A 16,950-nucleotide genomic window follows, 5' to 3' on the forward strand; every position below is an offset into this window, starting at 1 on the left:
TCTCACCAATGAATCATGTTACCCAAAACCAAGCCTCCTCATCGTTTTCGCTCAAGCACAACCATTGTGCGGGTTGATCACCAACTTTCACAACACTTGACCATGCAGTCACGCCGGTTTTTGATCAAACTTTTTTCTAAAAAGTTTGTGATTAAACATTTTTTAAAGAGTTTGCTCTCAAGCAGTTTTTTGAAAAGGCTTGCGCTCAAGCATTTTTTGAAAAGGTTTGTGGGACTCAGGCAGCAGAGCCAGGAATTAATTTATTATTAAGAATTAATTATTCTACTTAAGTTTTTTAAAATTGTTTAGTTTTAAAAACATTAATTTAAGTCTAATGACTTTATTTTTGAAGTCTAATGACTTTATTTTTGGAAAGGGAAAGGTTGACTGACGGGAAATCGGGGCGTTATTCAGAATCGGGGCAAATTTCAGAATTGGGGCAAATATCCCCGTTTACCCGCATTTATTGAGAGGTAAATTAGTTTTTGGCCTTACTCTTAAAAAAATGAAAATTATCGTACATATAGATTTCCAGCAAAATCAGGAAAAAATCTCGAAAAATCCTGAAAGTAGGAAAGAAATTTAGCATAAATTCATAAAAATTGAGGAAGAAAAAATTATCTCACCAGAAACTATTTATAGAATAGCTGTAATTAGAGGGTTGCATCGGTGTGAGAGGTGCTCCCTGAGGCAGCGGGGCAGCAGGATGGCACGAAAAATCATCTGGTGTAAATTAGTAAAGTAGAAAAGCAACTGGGCCCGTAGCTCAGTCAGGCAGAGCGACTGGCTTTTAACCAGTCGGCCTAGGGTTCAAATCCCTACGGGCCCGCCATATTCTTTATTATACCCGGCGGAAGGCCATTAGCTGGAGAGTTTAACTAAATTTTTTTAATACTTTATTTTTGGAGGAAAGGATTTGACAAAATTCAGCCTGCTCGACCATGAGTTGGTCCCGAAACATGAAATCATGTCTGAGGGAGAGTTAAAGTCTATTTTAAGCAAGTATTCCATTGAAAAGGAACAACTTCCGAAAATCAAAGCACAGGATCCTGTTGTTAAAGAAATAGGAGCTGTCGTCGGAGACGTAGTGAAAATCACAAGAAAAAGTCAAACTGCGGGGGAGGCAGAGTATTACAGACTTGTGATCGAGTAAGCGGAGGGGAGTAGACCGCTTGCATGATCTCATGTATTCTTTAAGGAATGTTTTTTTGAATTTTATGCACCATCATACAGAAAAATTTAACAACTGCATACCGATCAGAAGATCACAACTCCTTAATTCTCATAATAACAAAGCAAAGAGGGTGCTATCATCGTAATAGATACTAATGTACTGTCGCAGGCTTATTTTACACGGGACAAAATAGTGCAGCATCATATAGACTCATTTAATAAGTTTATAGATTACGGGCTGCAAAAGATCATAGATGAACAAAGAATAATAGAAACCGATATCGAAGACACCTACCTGAAACTCGGCAAAATACGGGTAGAGCATCCTGTGGTAAAGGAAGCTGACGGGGCAATTGAAAAACTTTATCCCAATGAGGCAAGGCTCAGGAACCTCTCGTACTCAGGCCCTCTTTATCTTGAGATGAGCGTGGTAAAAGACGGGGTTGAATCCGAGGTAATGGAGGCAAAAATAGGGCAGCTTCCGATCATGGTCAAATCCAAGGTCTGTAACCTTCCAGGACTTAGCGAAAGCGAAAAAATCCGCTATGGGGAAGATCCTCTTGACCCAGGGGGATACTTCATTATCGGCGGTACCGAAAGAGTGGTTATGACCCTTGAGGACCTCGCTCCTAATAAGATTCTTGTAGAGTATGGTGAAAGGTACGGCGACACTATAGAGGTTGCAAAAGTTTTCTCCCAGAGACGCGGATACAGGGCACTCGTAATTGTGGAAAGGGGAAGAAAATCCTTGCTTGAGGTTTCTTTCCCTTCTATCTCAGGCAGGGTATATTTTGTTACCCTTATGAGAGCGCTTGGGATAGTAACTGACGAAGATATCGTAAATGCTGTTTCGAGTGATCCCGAAATTATCAAGTTTATGCTGGAGAACCTGGAAGAAGCCGAAGTCGAAACCCAGGAGGAAGCAATCGAAAAAATAGGAGCAAGGGTTGCTGCAGGCCAAGCAAAGGAATACCAGATAAAAAGGGCAAATTACGTTATTGACAGGTACCTGTTCCCGCATCTTGGGAACGATATAAGGGACCGGATCTCCAAAGCTCACTTCCTGGCAAGAATGGCTGAATCCTGTTTTGAGCTGGCACTTGGCAAGCGTGCGGAAGACGACAAAGACCACTATGCAAACAAAAGATTAAAACTCGCAGGTGATCTGATGGAAGATCTTTTCAGAGTATCTTTCAACAGACTTGCAAGAGACATAAAGTACCAGCTAGAGCGCGCAAACATGAGGAAAAGAGAACTCAACGTCGCCACAATAGTAAGGGCAGATGTGCTCACTGACCGCCTGCAACATCCTCTTGCAACCGGAAACTGGGTTGGAGGAAGAACAGGTGTATCCCAGCTCCTTGATAGGAACGACTATATCTCAACGCTCTCCCACCTGCGCCGTGTAATATCTCCGCTTTCACGTGCCCAGCCTCACTTCGAGGCAAGAGACCTTCACGCAACCCAGTGGGGGAGGCTCTGTCCCTCGGAAACTCCTGAAGGCCCGAACTGTGGACTGGTGAAAAACTTTGCCGAAATGGTTGAGCTTTCAACAGGAATAGAGGATACCGATAGCTTGAAGAAAATACTCTACGACCTGAATGTCGAGCCTGTGGTTGTAAAAGTACCCGAACTTCCACCCAAACTGAAGGAAACCCTGCTTGACGAGTTCGGAGAAGAGATTATAGAAGAGTTTGAAGAGCCTTCAGAAATTGAAACCAAATATAAAGATGATGAATTCTACGATTATTCAGATATGGATGATCTCGGATCTATGTACGATGATTGAGGGGTCGATGTCAGATGGCTAAAGCAAAAGTATTCATAAACGGGGAGCTTGTCGGAACCCATGATAACCCTGCAGAGCTTGTAGAAGAGCTCAGAAAAATGAGGCGTCAGGGATTCATATCCAGACAGGTAAATGTCGCTCTTAACGATAACACAAGAGAAGTAATTATAAACTCCGATATGGGCAGAGCAAGAAGGCCCCTCTTAGTTGTGGAGAACGGAGCTCTGAAAATAACCCCTGATCACATAGAGAGACTTAAGAACAAGGAAATCACTTTTGATGACCTGGTAAAAGAGGGCTGTATAGAGTATCTCGATGCCGAAGAAGAAGAAAATGCCTATATTGCGCTCTATGAGGCTGACATTACTCCAAAGCACACGCACATGGAGATCGATCCCGAACTTATATTAGGGATTTCTACAGGAATGGTGCCTTATCCGGAACACAATTCATCTCCGCGTAACACTATGGGTGCAGCCATGATCAAGCAGTGTATCGGGGTTGCAACTGCTAACCAGAAACTCAGACCTGATACCCGCGCCCATATCCTTCACTATCCTCAAAAGGCACTTACCACTACCAGAACCTCGGATGCAATAGGCTTTGACGATAGACCCGCAGGGCAGAACTTCGTGGTTGCAGTCCTGTCTTATGAAGGATATAATATTGAAGATGCCCTGGTTATTAACAAAGGCTCAATCGAAAGAGGTCTTGGGAGAAGTCACTTCCTCAGAACTTTCGAAGGTGAAGAAAGAAGGTATCCTGGCGGACAGGAAGATAAGTTTGAGATTCCCGATTCCGAATACCGTGGAGCTCGCAGCGCAGAAGCGTATGCTAATCTGGATGTCGATGGGCTTGTAAACCCAGAGACCCCAGTCGGACCTAACGACGTGCTGATCGGGAAGACCAGCCCTCCAAGATTCCTTGAAGAACCGTCAGATTTCGGGATTGCGGTTGAGCAGAGGAGAGAAAGCTCTGTCACCATGCGGTCCAACGAAAAAGGAATTGTTGATACAGTTATTTTAACCGAGTCCATTAACAGAACGAGACTTGCAAAGGTAAAGGTAAGAGACGAAAGAATTCCAGATATAGGAGATAAATTCGCCTCAAGACACGGACAAAAAGGTGTTATAGGTCTTAAAGTTCCGATTGCAGATATGCCGTTTACAGAATCCGGTCTAACCCCTGACCTGATTATTAACCCGCATGCAATTCCTTCCCGTATGACTGTAGGTCACGTTCTGGAAATGATTGGCGGGAAAGTAGCTTCCATGGAAGGCCGAAGAGTAAATGCGACAGCTTTCTCCGGAGAAAAAGAAGAAGACCTTAGAGAAGCCCTGAAAAGGCATGGGTTTGCCCATACCGGAAAAGAGATTTTCTACGATGGAGCGACAGGCAGAATGATTCCGGCAGATGTCTTTGTTGGGGTTATTCTCTACCAGAAACTGCACCATATGGTCACTTCCAAGATGCATGCAAGGTCACGCGGGCCTGTACAAGTGCTTACTCGCCAGCCAACTGAAGGTCGAGCCAGAGAAGGTGGTCTCAGATTCGGAGAAATGGAGCGTGATGTGCTGGTAGGGCACGGAGCTGCCATGTCGTTGAAAGAGAGGCTGCTTGATGAATCGGATAAAGTTGTGGAACTTGTCTGCTCTCACTGTGGAATGATTGCAACGTATGACAAGCAGCGGAATATTTCATTCTGCTCAGCCTGCGGGGCTGACACGGACATATATCCTGTGGAAATGAGCTACGCATTCAAACTGCTGCTTGACGAAATAAAATCCCTGGGAGTCGCACCCAGGCTTAATCTTGAAGATGCGGTATGAGGTGAGGTAGATATGGCAAACATACCTCCTATTCCGAAAAGAATTGCTTCTATTAAATTTGGCTTAATGTCCCCTAAGGAAATCCGTAGGATGAGCGCAACGCCAATTATCACAGCTGACACGTATGACGATGACGGATTCCCAATTGACATGGGGCTTATGGACACGAGACTCGGGGTTATTGACCCCGGGCTTCGCTGCAAAACTTGCTCAGGGAGAGCAGGCGAATGTCCAGGACACTTCGGACATATTGAACTTGTTGCTCCAGTAGTCCATGTAGGTTTCAACAAAGTAATCCGAAAACTCCTCAGGGCAACCTGCAGGAAATGCAGCAGGCTTCTCCTTGAGCCTGCACAGAAACAGTACTTTCTGGAGCACCTTTCAGGTATTGAGGAAATCGGGCATATGCCTGATGACCTGATCAATGAGGCATACAAGGAAGCCAGCAAAGTAAAGGTCTGTCCTTACTGCAATGAGGAACAGCTCGAAATTAAATTCGAAAAACCCACTGAATACCTTGAGAATGGGGAGAAGCTGACACCTACTGAAATAAGGGACCGCTTCGAGAACATTCCTGACGAGGATATTCAGGTTATCGGAATGGATCCGAAGAATGCAAGACCTGAATGGATGATTCTTACAGTTCTGCCTGTACCTCCTGTTACGGTTCGTCCTTCAATTACCCTTGAATCCGGGCAGCGCAGTGAAGACGACCTGACACACAAGCTGGTAGACATTATCAGGATAAACCAGCGCTTCCAGGAAAACAGGGAAGCAGGCGCCCCTCAGCTCATTATTGAGGATCTCTGGGAACTCCTTCAGTATCACGTTACAACCTTCTTTGACAATTCCGTTTCAGGAATACCTCCGGCAAGGCACAGGTCAGGCAGACCTTTAAAAACCCTTTCCCAACGTTTGAAGGGTAAGGAAGGACGTTTCAGAGGAAGTCTATCAGGTAAACGTGTTAACTTCTCCGCCCGTACCGTAATCTCTCCAGGTCCCAACCTTAGCATTAATGAGGTAGGGGTTCCTCTGCCCATTGCGCGTACCCTGACACTGCCCGTTATGGTAACACCAAGGAACATAGAGCAGCTCAAGATTTACGTGCGCAATGGTGAGGATATACACCCCGGAGCAAATTATGTACTGCGTCCTGACGGCAGGCGTATAAAAGTCACCAATATGAATAAAGAAGACCTTGCCGAAAAACTGGAGTTCGGATGGATAGTTGAACGACAGTTGAAGGATGGGGATACTGTTCTCTTTAACAGGCAGCCCTCTCTGCACAAGATGAGCATTATGGCTCATTCTGTAAAGGTGCTTCCGGATAAAACATTCAGGCTGAACCCTGCAGTATGCCCTCCGTATAACGCTGACTTTGATGGGGATGAGATGAACCTGCATGCCTTACAGACTGAAGAGTCCAGAGCTGAGGCAAAGATTCTCATGCAGGTTCAGGAAAATATTCTTTCCCCACGTTTCGGAGGTCCCATTATAGGCGGGATTCACGACCATATTTCAGGGCTTTTCCTGCTGACACGCTTTGAAAACCACATCTCCAAGCATGACGCTTACGATCTTCTTCGGAAGAGCAGTGTCCGAACTCTGCCAGAGCCTGCAGGGTATGATCCTGATGGAGAACCCTACTGGACAGGAAAGCAGATCTTCAGCCAGATCCTGCCCGAAAGCCTGAATTTGAAGTTTACAGCTCAGGTCTGCTCACACTGTGACACCTGTAAAAAGGAAGAATGTCCGAACGATGCCTATGTGGTAATCCGGAACGGGAAGCTCATCACTGGCACAATAGATGAGGCAGCTATAGGAGCATTTAAAGGAAAGATCCAGGATCGCATTGTCAAGGAGATAGGCCCTGAGGCCGGAGCCCGCTTTGTGGATGATATGACAAGACTTGCAATTCGAGCTCTCATGCGGACAGGCCTGAGTTTCGGAATAGCTGATGAAGACATTCCGAGAGAAGCGAAGATCCAGATCAATGAAGTTCTCGAAAAAGCTGAGGAGACTGTGCAGAATCTCATTAAATCTTACCAGAACAAGGAACTTGAACCCCTTCCAGGAAGAACCCTTGATGAAACGATTGAAATGAGCATTATGCAGAAGCTCGGGAAAGCCAGGGACGATACCGGTAACATAGCAGACAGTCACATGGGACTTGAAAACCCTGCTGTTATTATGGCACGTTCAGGAGCCAGAGGTTCCATCCTGAACCTTACCCAGATGGCAGCCTGTGTTGGACAGCAAGCCGTGCGTGGTGAACGTATCCGCAGAGGATATACAGGCAGGACATTGCCCCATTTCGAAAAGGGAGACCTTGGTTCAGAAGCTCATGGGTTCGTAAAGTCAAGCTACAAGAGCGGGCTTAACCCTACTGAATACTTCTTCCACGCAATTGGTGGTAGGGAAGGGCTTGTAGACACTGCGGTCAGAACATCACAGTCAGGGTACCTGCAGAGAAGGCTTGTCAACGCTCTTCAGGACCTGGAAGTTCAGTATGACCTTACAGTAAGGGATACAAGAGGCGTGCTCGTACAGTTCAAGTTTGGAGAAGACGGGATTAACCCCACGAAAAGCGATTTTAGCAAACCCGAGACGGTCCACAGGATTGTCAACTCGGTAGTAAACAAGGAGGTGGCCTGATGAGTATCAGTGAAGCTACAATCGATAGCATGATAAAAGATCTGCCTCTTCCTTCAAATATCCTTAATACGCTTAGGGAAGACGCCATTAAAGCGGGTGTAAGCAAGAAGGAAATGGAAGAGATTATAGAAAGGTTGATGGAAGAGTATCAGGCCTCATGCATTGAGCCCTGTGATGCTGCCGGTGTGGTTGCAGCCCAGTCTATAGGAGAGCCGGGTACCCAGATGACGATGCGTACCTTCCACTATGCTGGTGTCGCCGAGATTAACGTTACTCTCGGTCTGCCCCGTCTTATCGAAATCGTGGACGCAAGGAAAATTCCGAGTACTCCTATGATGACAATTGCCCTTTCCAAAGAACATCCAGATGACTATGCTTACAACAGGGAGAAAACAAGAGCTCTTGCCTGGGAAATTGAAGCGACCAAGGTAGATCACATTGCTGATGTGACAACCGATCTTTCCCAGATGCAGCTGATAATAGACCTGCATGAAAAAGCAATGGAAAGCAGGAACATTACTATAGACCAGGTAAAGGAAAAGTTAAGCGATGAACTGAATGCGAAGGTTACCATTTCCCCGGATATAGACAACCAGATTATTATTGCCCCTGGAGAGCCTTCTTACAGGGAACTTCTCCAGCTTGCAAAGAGCATCCACAACGTCACTCTGAAAGGCGTTGAAGGAATCAAGCGCGTAGTGGTTCGTAAGGAAGGGGAAGAATATACCCTCTATACCGAAGGCTCGGCCCTGCGTGAAGTTCTTCAGTTTGAAGGTGTAGATAAAACAAGGACAAGCACGAATAATATCAATGAGATCTATGAAGTGCTTGGGATAGAAGCTGCAAGAAATGCGATTATTAAGGAAGCAACCGATACCCTGCGCGAACAGGGTCTTACTGTGGATATTCGCCACATTATGCTTGTGGCTGACCTCATGACCTGCGATGGAGAAGTAAAGCAGATAGGAAGGCACGGAATCTCAGGTGAGAAGGCAAGTGTATTTGCCCGTGCAGCTTTTGAGGTTACAGTAAATCACCTGCTGGATGCAGGGATGCGTGGGGACGTAGACCAGCTTCAGGGTGTTACGGAAAACATTATTGTCGGTCAGCCTATCCGTATGGGTACCGGGGACGTACACCTGATAAGCCGAAGAAAAAGCGAAGTTGAAGCTGAGTAAGGTGAAGTTTCGGTTTTTGACCTGAAACTCAACCTATAATTATTTAAACGTGTAGCCTGATAGAAGACCAGTCCAGATCAGGCATACATTAACCTTTATAAGACTCAAAGAATCCTGCTACAAAAACTTGAGTCCGCGAGGCTCTTAACCAGAAAATAAATATAAGGCATCAGGTATTTAGAGTACCATATATTCACCGAGATTGGAAAATCTTTATTAAGAAAGAGGTCGAGTAGACGAGCTCATTTGAGACAGAGTTGATGAAAATGAAGATCAATGTTGATAAATCTCTTATCAAGGCTGTGAAAACAGGAAAAGTAATTATTGGAGCCAACCGAACCATAGAAGCAGCTGCAGAAGGCAAAGCAAAAATGGTAGTTTTGGCATCAAACTGCCCGGAAGACATTAAACAGAAAGTTCAGGCAACAAATGTCCCTGTTCTGGAGTATGAAGGCACAAGTGTAGAACTCGGCCCCGTATGTGGCAAGCCTTTTACGATTGCAGCCATGGCAATTCTCGATGTAGGAGAATCTGATATCCTGGCAGCTACAGTTTGATAGAAGGAGTTGGCAACGTTTTGGGTGAAATAAGACTTACTGCAGAAAGCATCCAGTACATTGCGTTATTTGAAAATATGACACGAGCCAAAATTCTCGACTGTATCCCTGAAGAGGAAAGGCTCGTTTATGTCGTAAAACAGGGTGATATGGGGCTTGCTATAGGCAAAAATGGAGAAAATATAAACCGTGTTAAAAAAGCCCTGGATAAACCCATAGAACTTGTGGAATATTCAGATGACCCTGTAGCCTTCTTGAAGAACGCTTTCGGACCAGTGTCCGTGAGTTCGGTAAACATTATAAACAAAAATGGCAAGCGTTTAGCTTATGTAGAGGTACCCAATAAAGAGAAGGGTCTTGCTATAGGCCGCAACGGGAAGAACATCGAAAAAGTAAAGATGCTTGCCCGTCGCCATCATAACATAGAAGATGTAATCTTGCAGTAATCGATCATAATTTACGTTGATCCATTAATCCGGCGTTGAAAGACTGTTTGGCATCAAGTATGCCTCTAGAAAACTGAGATCAATTTTTAACTTGGAGAAATTAATAATGGCTAAAGGAAAATATGCAGCTAATATCCTCAAACAGACCAGGAAGAATGCCCGCTGGAAAGATACAAACTACAGCAGGCGTATGCTTGGGCTGAACGTGAAAGCCGATCCATTAGGTGGTGCACCACAGGGTCGGGGTATTGTATTAGAGAAAGTGGGAGTTGAAGCCAAGCAGCCAAACTCAGCTATCCGCAAATGCGTAAGAATCCAGCTCATCAAAAATGGGCGTCAGGTAACTGCTTTCTGTCCAGGGGACGGCGCAGTGAATTTCATCGATGAACACGATGAAGTGACCGTAGAAAGGATTGGAGGCCGCATGGGTGGTGCTATGGGTGATATTCCAGGTGTACGCTTCAAAGTGATTGCCGTAAATAACGTGTCCCTGAAAGAGCTGGTCATCGGTAGAATGGAAAAACCCAGGAGATGATAATCCTTGTACAAAATATTCGGTAAATGGGACCCGACTGAAGTTGAAGTCAGAGACCTCGGAATTAAGCGTTATGTCAATCTTACTCCTGTCATTGTTCCACACAGCAGCGGAAAGCATGCAAGGCAGCAGTTTAACAAATCCGAGATTTCCATTGTGGAACGTCTGGCAAACAACCTGATGAGGAAGGAAGCAAACACTGGAAAGAAGCAGAGGACTCTTCGCATAATTGAAGAGGCTTTTGATATCGTGAACAGGAAGACTCAGCAGAACCCTATCCAGGTACTTGTGGACGCCATTGCCAACGCAGGCCCAAGGGAAGAAGTAGTGAGGCTGAAGTATGGCGGAATCTCCGTGCCAAAAGCAGTAGACACTGCACCCCAGAGGCGTGTGGATACAGCTCTGCGCTATATCAGTATGGGAGCTAATAACGCGGCCTTTAAATCCAAGCGTTCGATCGCAGAATGTCTGGCAACGGAATTGATAGGCGCTGCAAATTATGACACGAAAACCTTCTCTATCAACAGAAAAGATGCAAAGGAAAGAGTTGCAAAGGCAGCACGCTAATCGTTTATGTGGGTTGCCCGATTTAAAAGTGATTATATAACAAATTACGTGGGTTGCCCGATTTAAAAATTGATTATATGACAAATTACATTTGATTAGAAAGGTATTAGCATGGGACGAAGAAAGAAGATGGTCGAGCGCGTAATAACGCTCATGAATGAGCCGACAAAAATTAGAAATATCGGTATCGTTGCGCATATTGACCATGGAAAAACTACATTATCGGACAACCTGTTAGCCGGCGCCGGCATGATTTCAAAGGAACTTGCTGGCAGACAGTTGTTCATGGACTCCGATGAAGAAGAACAGGCAAGAGGTATCACAATTGACGCCTCTAACGTTTCAATGGTTCACACTTTTGACAATGAAGATTACCTGATCAACCTGATCGACACCCCAGGGCACGTTGACTTCGGTGGGGACGTTACCCGTGCCATGAGAGCTGTGGATGGGGCAGTCGTGGTCGTGGATGCAGTCGAAGGTACAATGCCCCAGACTGAGACCGTACTGAGACAGGCTCTCAGGGAACACGTCAAACCCGTACTTTTCGTTAATAAAGTAGACAGGCTGATCAATGAGCTGCAGGTCGATGCTCAGGAAATGCAGGTCCGTCTTGGAAAGGTCATTGATCACGTGAACAATCTCATTAAAAACATGAACCCTGAAAAGTACAAGGCAGGCTGGAAAGTTGACGCTGCAGTCGGAACTGTTGCTTTCGGGTCCGCACTTTACAACTGGGCAATCAGTGTGCCTATGATGAAGAAAACAGGGATCTCCTTTAAGGAAGTATTCGACTACTGTAAAGCTGGAGACATGAAGTCCCTGGCTGAGAAGTGCCCGCTGCACGAAGCTGTGCTTGATATGGTCATTCACTTCCTGCCAAACCCGATTGAAGCCCAGAAGGAAAGGGTACCTATTATATGGCATGGGGATACGAAATCTGAGATCGGACAGTCTATGATCAACGCAAATGCAGACGGAGAGCTCGCATTCATGGTGACTGACATTTCCGTTGATCCTCATGCAGGTGAGGTTGCAACTGGAAGGTTATTCAGTGGCTCTCTTACTCGTGGCATGGAAGTCTACACCTCAGGCAGTATAAAGAAGAGCAGGGTCCAGCAGGTGGGTATCTTCATGGGTCCCGAAAGGCTTGAAGTGGACAAGATTCCTGCAGGAAACATTGCTGCAGTTACCGGTCTTAAAGAAGCAATCGTGGGTTCCACCGTAACAACCCTTGAAGGTATGACACCTTTCGAGAGCATAAGGCACGTAAGCGAGCCCGTGGTGACTGTAGCTGTAGAAGCCAAGCACACCAAGGACCTGCCCAAACTGATTGAGGTTCTCAGACAGGTTGCAAAGGAAGACCCGACCCTTCAGATCACTCTTGACGAGGAAACCGGGGAGCACCTTATGGCAGGTATGGGAGAACTTCACCTTGAGGTTATTGCCCACAGGATCGAAAGGGACAAAAACGTGGAAATCACCACGAGCAAGCCAATTGTCGTTTACAGGGAAACCGTTAAGAAGAAGATCGAACCTGTAGAAGGAAAATCTCCGAACAGGCACAACAGGTTCTATATCTATGTTGAGCCTCTTGACCCTGAGATTGTCAATGCTATCAAAGCCGGCGACATTACCATGGAAATGCCCGAACTTGAACGCAGGCAGAAGCTCATTGAACTCGGGATGGACAAAGAAGAGGCAAAAGGCATTGTTGGGATCTTCAATTCCAATATCTTCATTGATATGACCAAAGGTATCCAGTACCTGAATGAGACAATGGAACTCGTGCTTGACGGATTTGAAGAAGTTATGCGTGCAGGCCCGCTCACAAGGGAGCCAGTTGCAAATGTAAAATGCGTGCTCGTAGATGCCAAGCTTCACGAGGATGCAATCCACAGAGGTCCGGCTCAGGTTATTCCTGCTGCAAGGCAGGCAATCCAGGCAGGTATGCTTATGGCTGACGACACCCTGCTCGAGCCTTACCAGAAGGTCTTTGTCCAGGTGCCCCAGCTTTTAATGGGTGGTGCAACAAAAGAACTGCAGGGCCGCCGTGGGGTTATTCTTAATATGACCACGGAAGGAGACCTGGCAATCATTGAGGCCAGAGTGCCTGTAGCTGAGATGTTCGGATTTGCAGGTGAGATCAGGTCTGCAACTGAGGGGCGCGCAATGTGGAGCACAGAGTTTGGAGGCTTTGACTTTGTGCCTTCCAGCCTCCAGAATGAAATTGTTGGCCAGATTAGAGAAAGGAAAGGACTGAAGAAGGAACTGCCCAAACCTTCCGACTTCCTTTCAATGTAAGCGGATTTTCCGCTTTACCTTAATATTTTTAGGTTATACCTGTCTTCCAGCAGGATAGAAAAAGTACCTGACTGATCTCGAAGGGAAGAGAATCCCTATCGATCTGGAAATACGGTCAATCGGAAAGCTTTAAGATAAGGTATGCCTATATTGGGGAAAACGTCCAGGCCACTGAAAAATTCAGAGAGCAGCGGTTCACGAAGAAGTTCGGAAAAAGATGCTGAAAAATTGATCAAGTATTAATATTGATCAAATATTGATGAGACGTAAAAACATAGAAACGTGTGAATCAATATTGGGATCCGCCCTAATCTTAATATAGTAAATATTTGATATACCATTGAAACTCATCCAGAATTACAGGAGAATTTTAATATGGCAGCAGAAAAACCACACTTGAACTTAGCAGTGATTGGTCACATCGACCATGGAAAATCAACATTTGTAGGACGCTTAATGTATGATGCAGGAGCTGTACCTCCACACATCATTGAAAAATACAAGGAAGAAGCAAAGCAGAAGGGTAAAGAATCTTTCGCCTTTGCATGGGTTATGGACTCTCTTAAGGAAGAGCGTGAAAGAGGTATTACAATTGACATCGCTCACAAGAGATTCGACACCGAAAAGTACTACTTCACAGTTGTAGACTGCCCTGGTCACCGTGACTTCGTTAAGAACATGATCACAGGTGCCTCCCAGGCTGATGCAGCTGTCCTTGTCGTTGCAGCTCCCGATGGCGTAATGGCTCAGACCAAGGAACACATTTTCCTTTCCAGAACCCTCGGTATCAACCAGCTTATTGTCGCAATCAACAAAATGGATGCAGCAAATTACGACGAGAAGAGATATAAGGAAGTAGTCGAGCAGGTTTCCGGTATCCTTAAGATGATCGGGTACAAGCCAAACGAAATTCCCTTCATTCCAATCTCCGCATTCTTCGGTGACAACGTTCTTAATCGCAGCGACAAGACCCCCTGGTACAATGGTCCAACCATGATGGAAGCTCTTAACAACCTTAAAGAGCCAGAAAAACCATCCAACCTTCCACTCAGGATCCCTGTCGAAGATGCATACACCATTTCAGGTATCGGAACTGTACCAGTAGGCAGAGTTGAAACCGGTGTCATGAAGAAGGGTGACAAGGTCATCTTCATGCCTGGCGGAGCATCCGGTGAGGTTAAGTCCATTGAGATGCACCACGAAGAAATTCCACAGGCAGTCCCCGGAGACAACATAGGCTGGAACGTCCGTGGTATCGGCAAGAACGATGTCCGCAGAGGAGACGTTTGTGGTCATGTTGACAACCCACCAAAGGTTGCCGATGAGTTTGTAGGACAGATTGTTGTTCTGCAGCACCCCTCCGCAATCACTGCCGGATACACTCCAGTATTCCACGCCCACACCGCCCAGATCGCATGCCAGCTAATTCAACTTAACAAGAAGCTGGACCCGAAGACCGGGCAGGTTAAGGAAGAAAACCCAACCTTCCTCAAAGCAGGAGATGCAGCAATCGTTACAATCAAACCGACAAAGCCGATGGTTATTGAGCCCGTAAAAGAAATTCCACAGCTCGGCAGGTTCGCTATCCGTGATATGGGTATGACCATTGCTGCCGGCATGTGCATGAGTGTTAAACAGAAATAACACTCTCCTTTTTCATTTTTTTGAGGAGAAAAAAGGTATGCAAAAAGCTAGAATAAGACTGTCAGGCATCAGTCCCAAAGATCTGGACGGAGTCTGCGACCAGGTAAAATCTATTGCGGAAAGGACAGGAGTTAGTATTTCGGGACCTGTTCCGCTTCCCACAAAGAAACTTGTAGTTCCTACAAGAAAGAGCCCGAGCGGTGATGGAACTGCAACCTGGGATCCCTGGGAGATGCGCGTACACAAGCGCCTCATCGATATTGCTGCTGATGAGAGGGCACTCCGTCAGCTTATGAGAATTCAGGTCCCTAAAGATATCAATATCGAGATCGTACTCGAAGGGTAACCGAGAAAAAAGACAGGCTACAGAAATTCTCTGTACCCGGTCTTGCAAACATCTTTTTCACTTCTTTATTCCAGAATGTCATATTCCTCTTAATATAAATTTGAGAAGATTGCCGGCGACCGTCGAATCAGACGTTTTTCTCGCCAGCTTCTCTGCAAACTATAAATCTCTTCATTATCTTCTTGCGTTCTTACGCTCTTCTTGCGTTCTCCTTTTATCATTATATCCTCAGAAACGGCGTTCTACTGTATAAGTGACAAGTTTCGTCCCTCTGGCAGGCACCGTTACTCTGAATTCTATCGTAAAGGCATTGATTTCTTCATAACTGTCTGAACTTTCCAGGATTTCCCATTCCCCGTAGAGGTGCTCCACAATCGTGACGGGCTGATCCTCAGATTTACTGTTATTAATTTCGATCTGATAGGTGACCCGCTCTACATTATCGCTTATGCGCTGGTAATCGGTTTCATTCCGCCTGGCTGTCAGATCGAAAGCTGAGCCCACACTCACTCTTAACTCCTCGCCTTCAGGAGTGTGTTTTATCCGGTCTTCCCCAAGGAACTGGAGCTCTCCTGAAGAATCAGTACTGTAAATTCTCATAACTCCTGCTGGAACAGGCATCCCAAGCCCGCTTTCGTTTGTGTTTTGAAGCGTAAGATAAGCCAGGATTCTCTCACTCACAGAACTATCATAGATCAGCTTCTTTTCTATGGGCACTGAATTGGCAGACAGCAGAGAAATCTGCTTTGCCTGGTTATTTTCCAGGGTTACCGGGTTTTCAAGGGTATATAGATGGTACTCAAAAAGAGGCTCCTGGACAAAGGGTGTTTGCGTTGCTCTTTCGTCAGCAACGGCTCTTTCTTCCATAACCGGAGTCGCTGCTTCAGAAACACGATTTATCTGGCCTGAAACTAGCTTCAGAACTGCATTTTCAAAGGTTATTCCTGCCCTGTTGTCAATGTTAGCCCATCCTCTAATATCTGCCTCGGTATTCTCCGCATTGCTCATCAGGATATAAGCCGCCTTCCAGTTCATTCCGCTCGTCAGGTAGGAAATTAAAAGTTCCCTCGCCCCGGATACAGGAGAATAAATCTGCCATATGAGAGCGGGTCTTATAGAAAGCCCGGACGAATCTGCAAGTTCGACTTTTGAGAAGTCCTCAATTACCACGACCTGTTCTGCTTCGGTTTTAAGAACTATGCTGTTGCCTGAATGACTTAACAATGTGCCGGTATACATTTCACCGTTCCTGTCGGTTACATTGACTTCTCTGCCAAGGTATTTTTCAAGCAGATTCGAACTGTCCAAAACGTCATACTCGTAGTTCTGCTCAAGTACAGCAGTATCCTCATATTCCGCATCCTCGATGATAACAGAAGTCGGGTCTATTCCGGAAGGAATATCCGTGTACTCAACCTGATTGACCCCACTTTGCAGCTCGATCTCTCGCCTTTCCTTCACAAGGGCAATTCCCTGTTCATAAATCGTAATCTCAGAATTTTCCACAACCCCTCCACCCGCTTCTGAGGTTAAATTTATCGAAGTGTCTGAGGTCAGGTTTCCTGCGATCCTTGGTGACCTGATCACGGATTCAATGCCAGCACCTGTGTTAATTGCGGTCGTATTATTTGCAGGCTCGTATTCCTGAGCTATAACTCCCATACTCAGGGGAACCAGGTTTGAAAAAAGCAGCATTCCCCCAAAGAATCCCAATATAAGCCAGAAGAGAAGTTTCTTCACTCCCATACTATTAAATGTAATTTAATTTTATATATATGTGCTTTATTGAGAATTCGGGGGAAGTTACACTTAAAAACTCAAATTCTGAATAGATATTCTTCAAAAAAATACAGAATGAGCTTATTAAAAGAGGGAAAATAAAAAATAAGGCATTATTAGAGAAGTTTTATATCACTCTGTATAATAC

General features: G+C 45.5%; 13 protein-coding genes and 1 tRNA gene. 13 read left to right on the plus strand and 1 reads right to left on the minus strand.

What is annotated here, in order from left to right; all coding sequences use genetic code 11:
- Positions 1-755 precede the first annotated feature (755 nt).
- The 13 genes from MSTHT_RS05285 (at position 756) to rpsJ (ending at position 15,023) form a co-directional block, all read left to right on the plus strand.
- Positions 756-832 (plus strand) — tRNA-Lys (locus MSTHT_RS05285).
- Between the two features lie 84 nt (positions 833-916).
- Positions 917-1,153, plus strand: coding sequence for a DNA-directed RNA polymerase subunit H (locus MSTHT_RS05290; RefSeq protein ID WP_048166878.1), 237 nt, complete (start codon positions 917-919; stop codon positions 1,151-1,153).
- Positions 1,154-1,366: 213 nt separating this feature from the next.
- Positions 1,367-2,962 carry a DNA-directed RNA polymerase subunit B'' gene (locus MSTHT_RS05295; RefSeq protein ID WP_048166879.1) on the plus strand — a complete coding sequence of 532 codons (1,596 nt, stop codon included), beginning with the start codon at positions 1,367-1,369 and terminating at the stop codon, positions 2,960-2,962.
- Positions 2,963-2,976: 14 nt separating this feature from the next.
- Positions 2,977-4,791 carry a DNA-directed RNA polymerase subunit B gene (rpoB, locus tag MSTHT_RS05300; RefSeq protein ID WP_048166880.1) on the plus strand — a complete coding sequence of 605 codons (1,815 nt, stop codon included), beginning with the start codon at positions 2,977-2,979 and terminating at the stop codon, positions 4,789-4,791.
- Positions 4,792-4,803: 12 nt separating this feature from the next.
- The gene (locus MSTHT_RS05305; protein WP_048166881.1) at positions 4,804-7,446 is read left to right on the plus strand and encodes a DNA-directed RNA polymerase subunit A'; all 2,643 of its coding nucleotides are present in this window, start codon (positions 4,804-4,806) and stop codon (positions 7,444-7,446) included.
- A 29-nt stretch (positions 7,447-7,475) separates the two neighbouring features.
- Complete coding sequence (rpoA2, locus tag MSTHT_RS05310; RefSeq protein ID WP_394297019.1) at positions 7,476-8,624, plus strand: DNA-directed RNA polymerase subunit A''; 1,149 nt, start codon at positions 7,476-7,478, stop codon at positions 8,622-8,624.
- A gap of 266 nt (positions 8,625-8,890) precedes the next feature.
- Complete coding sequence (locus MSTHT_RS05315) at positions 8,891-9,181, plus strand: 50S ribosomal protein L30e (RefSeq protein WP_048168404.1); 291 nt, start codon at positions 8,891-8,893, stop codon at positions 9,179-9,181.
- A gap of 20 nt (positions 9,182-9,201) precedes the next feature.
- On the plus strand, positions 9,202-9,627 hold the full coding sequence (locus tag MSTHT_RS05320) for a NusA-like transcription termination signal-binding factor (protein ID WP_048168405.1): 426 nt from the start codon (positions 9,202-9,204) through the stop codon (positions 9,625-9,627).
- Between the two features lie 106 nt (positions 9,628-9,733).
- Positions 9,734-10,162 carry a 30S ribosomal protein S12 gene (locus MSTHT_RS05325; protein ID WP_048166883.1) on the plus strand — a complete coding sequence of 143 codons (429 nt, stop codon included), beginning with the start codon at positions 9,734-9,736 and terminating at the stop codon, positions 10,160-10,162.
- A gap of 6 nt (positions 10,163-10,168) precedes the next feature.
- Positions 10,169-10,729 (plus strand): 30S ribosomal protein S7, encoded by a 561-nt coding sequence (locus MSTHT_RS05330; RefSeq protein ID WP_048166884.1) that lies wholly within the window; start codon positions 10,169-10,171, stop codon positions 10,727-10,729.
- Positions 10,730-10,840: 111 nt separating this feature from the next.
- Positions 10,841-13,033 (plus strand): elongation factor EF-2, encoded by a 2,193-nt coding sequence (locus MSTHT_RS05335; RefSeq protein ID WP_048166885.1) that lies wholly within the window; start codon positions 10,841-10,843, stop codon positions 13,031-13,033.
- Between the two features lie 375 nt (positions 13,034-13,408).
- The gene (gene tuf / locus MSTHT_RS05340) at positions 13,409-14,677 is read left to right on the plus strand and encodes a translation elongation factor EF-1 subunit alpha (protein WP_048166886.1); all 1,269 of its coding nucleotides are present in this window, start codon (positions 13,409-13,411) and stop codon (positions 14,675-14,677) included.
- A 37-nt stretch (positions 14,678-14,714) separates the two neighbouring features.
- Positions 14,715-15,023: a 30S ribosomal protein S10 gene (gene rpsJ, locus MSTHT_RS05345; protein ID WP_048168406.1), complete on the plus strand. Its 309-nt coding sequence runs from the start codon at positions 14,715-14,717 to the stop codon at positions 15,021-15,023.
- A gap of 228 nt (positions 15,024-15,251) precedes the next feature.
- Here rpsJ and MSTHT_RS05350 read toward each other — a convergent pair whose 3' ends face one another.
- Positions 15,252-16,769, minus strand: coding sequence for a DUF4139 domain-containing protein (locus tag MSTHT_RS05350; protein ID WP_048166887.1), 1,518 nt, complete (start codon positions 16,767-16,769; stop codon positions 15,252-15,254).
- Positions 16,770-16,950: the final 181 nt, after the last annotated feature.

Source organism: Methanosarcina thermophila TM-1 (assembly GCF_000969885.1).
GTDB classification, from domain to species: Archaea; Halobacteriota; Methanosarcinia; order Methanosarcinales; family Methanosarcinaceae; genus Methanosarcina; species Methanosarcina thermophila.

Coding starts and splice junctions, on each gene's coding strand:
- rpoB (WP_048166880.1), top strand. CDS start 2,977: ATGGCTAAAGCAAAAGTATTCATAAACGGGGAGCTTGTCGGAACCCAT.
- MSTHT_RS05305 (WP_048166881.1), top strand. CDS start 4,804: ATGGCAAACATACCTCCTATTCCGAAAAGAATTGCTTCTATTAAATTT.
- rpoA2 (WP_394297019.1), top strand. CDS start 7,476: ATGATAAAAGATCTGCCTCTTCCTTCAAATATCCTTAATACGCTTAGG.
- MSTHT_RS05315 (WP_048168404.1), top strand. CDS start 8,891: ATGAAGATCAATGTTGATAAATCTCTTATCAAGGCTGTGAAAACAGGA.
- MSTHT_RS05325 (WP_048166883.1), top strand. CDS start 9,734: ATGGCTAAAGGAAAATATGCAGCTAATATCCTCAAACAGACCAGGAAG.
- MSTHT_RS05335 (WP_048166885.1), top strand. CDS start 10,841: ATGGGACGAAGAAAGAAGATGGTCGAGCGCGTAATAACGCTCATGAAT.
- tuf (WP_048166886.1), top strand. CDS start 13,409: ATGGCAGCAGAAAAACCACACTTGAACTTAGCAGTGATTGGTCACATC.
- rpsJ (WP_048168406.1), top strand. CDS start 14,715: ATGCAAAAAGCTAGAATAAGACTGTCAGGCATCAGTCCCAAAGATCTG.
- MSTHT_RS05350 (WP_048166887.1), bottom strand. CDS start 16,769: ATGGGAGTGAAGAAACTTCTCTTCTGGCTTATATTGGGATTCTTTGGG.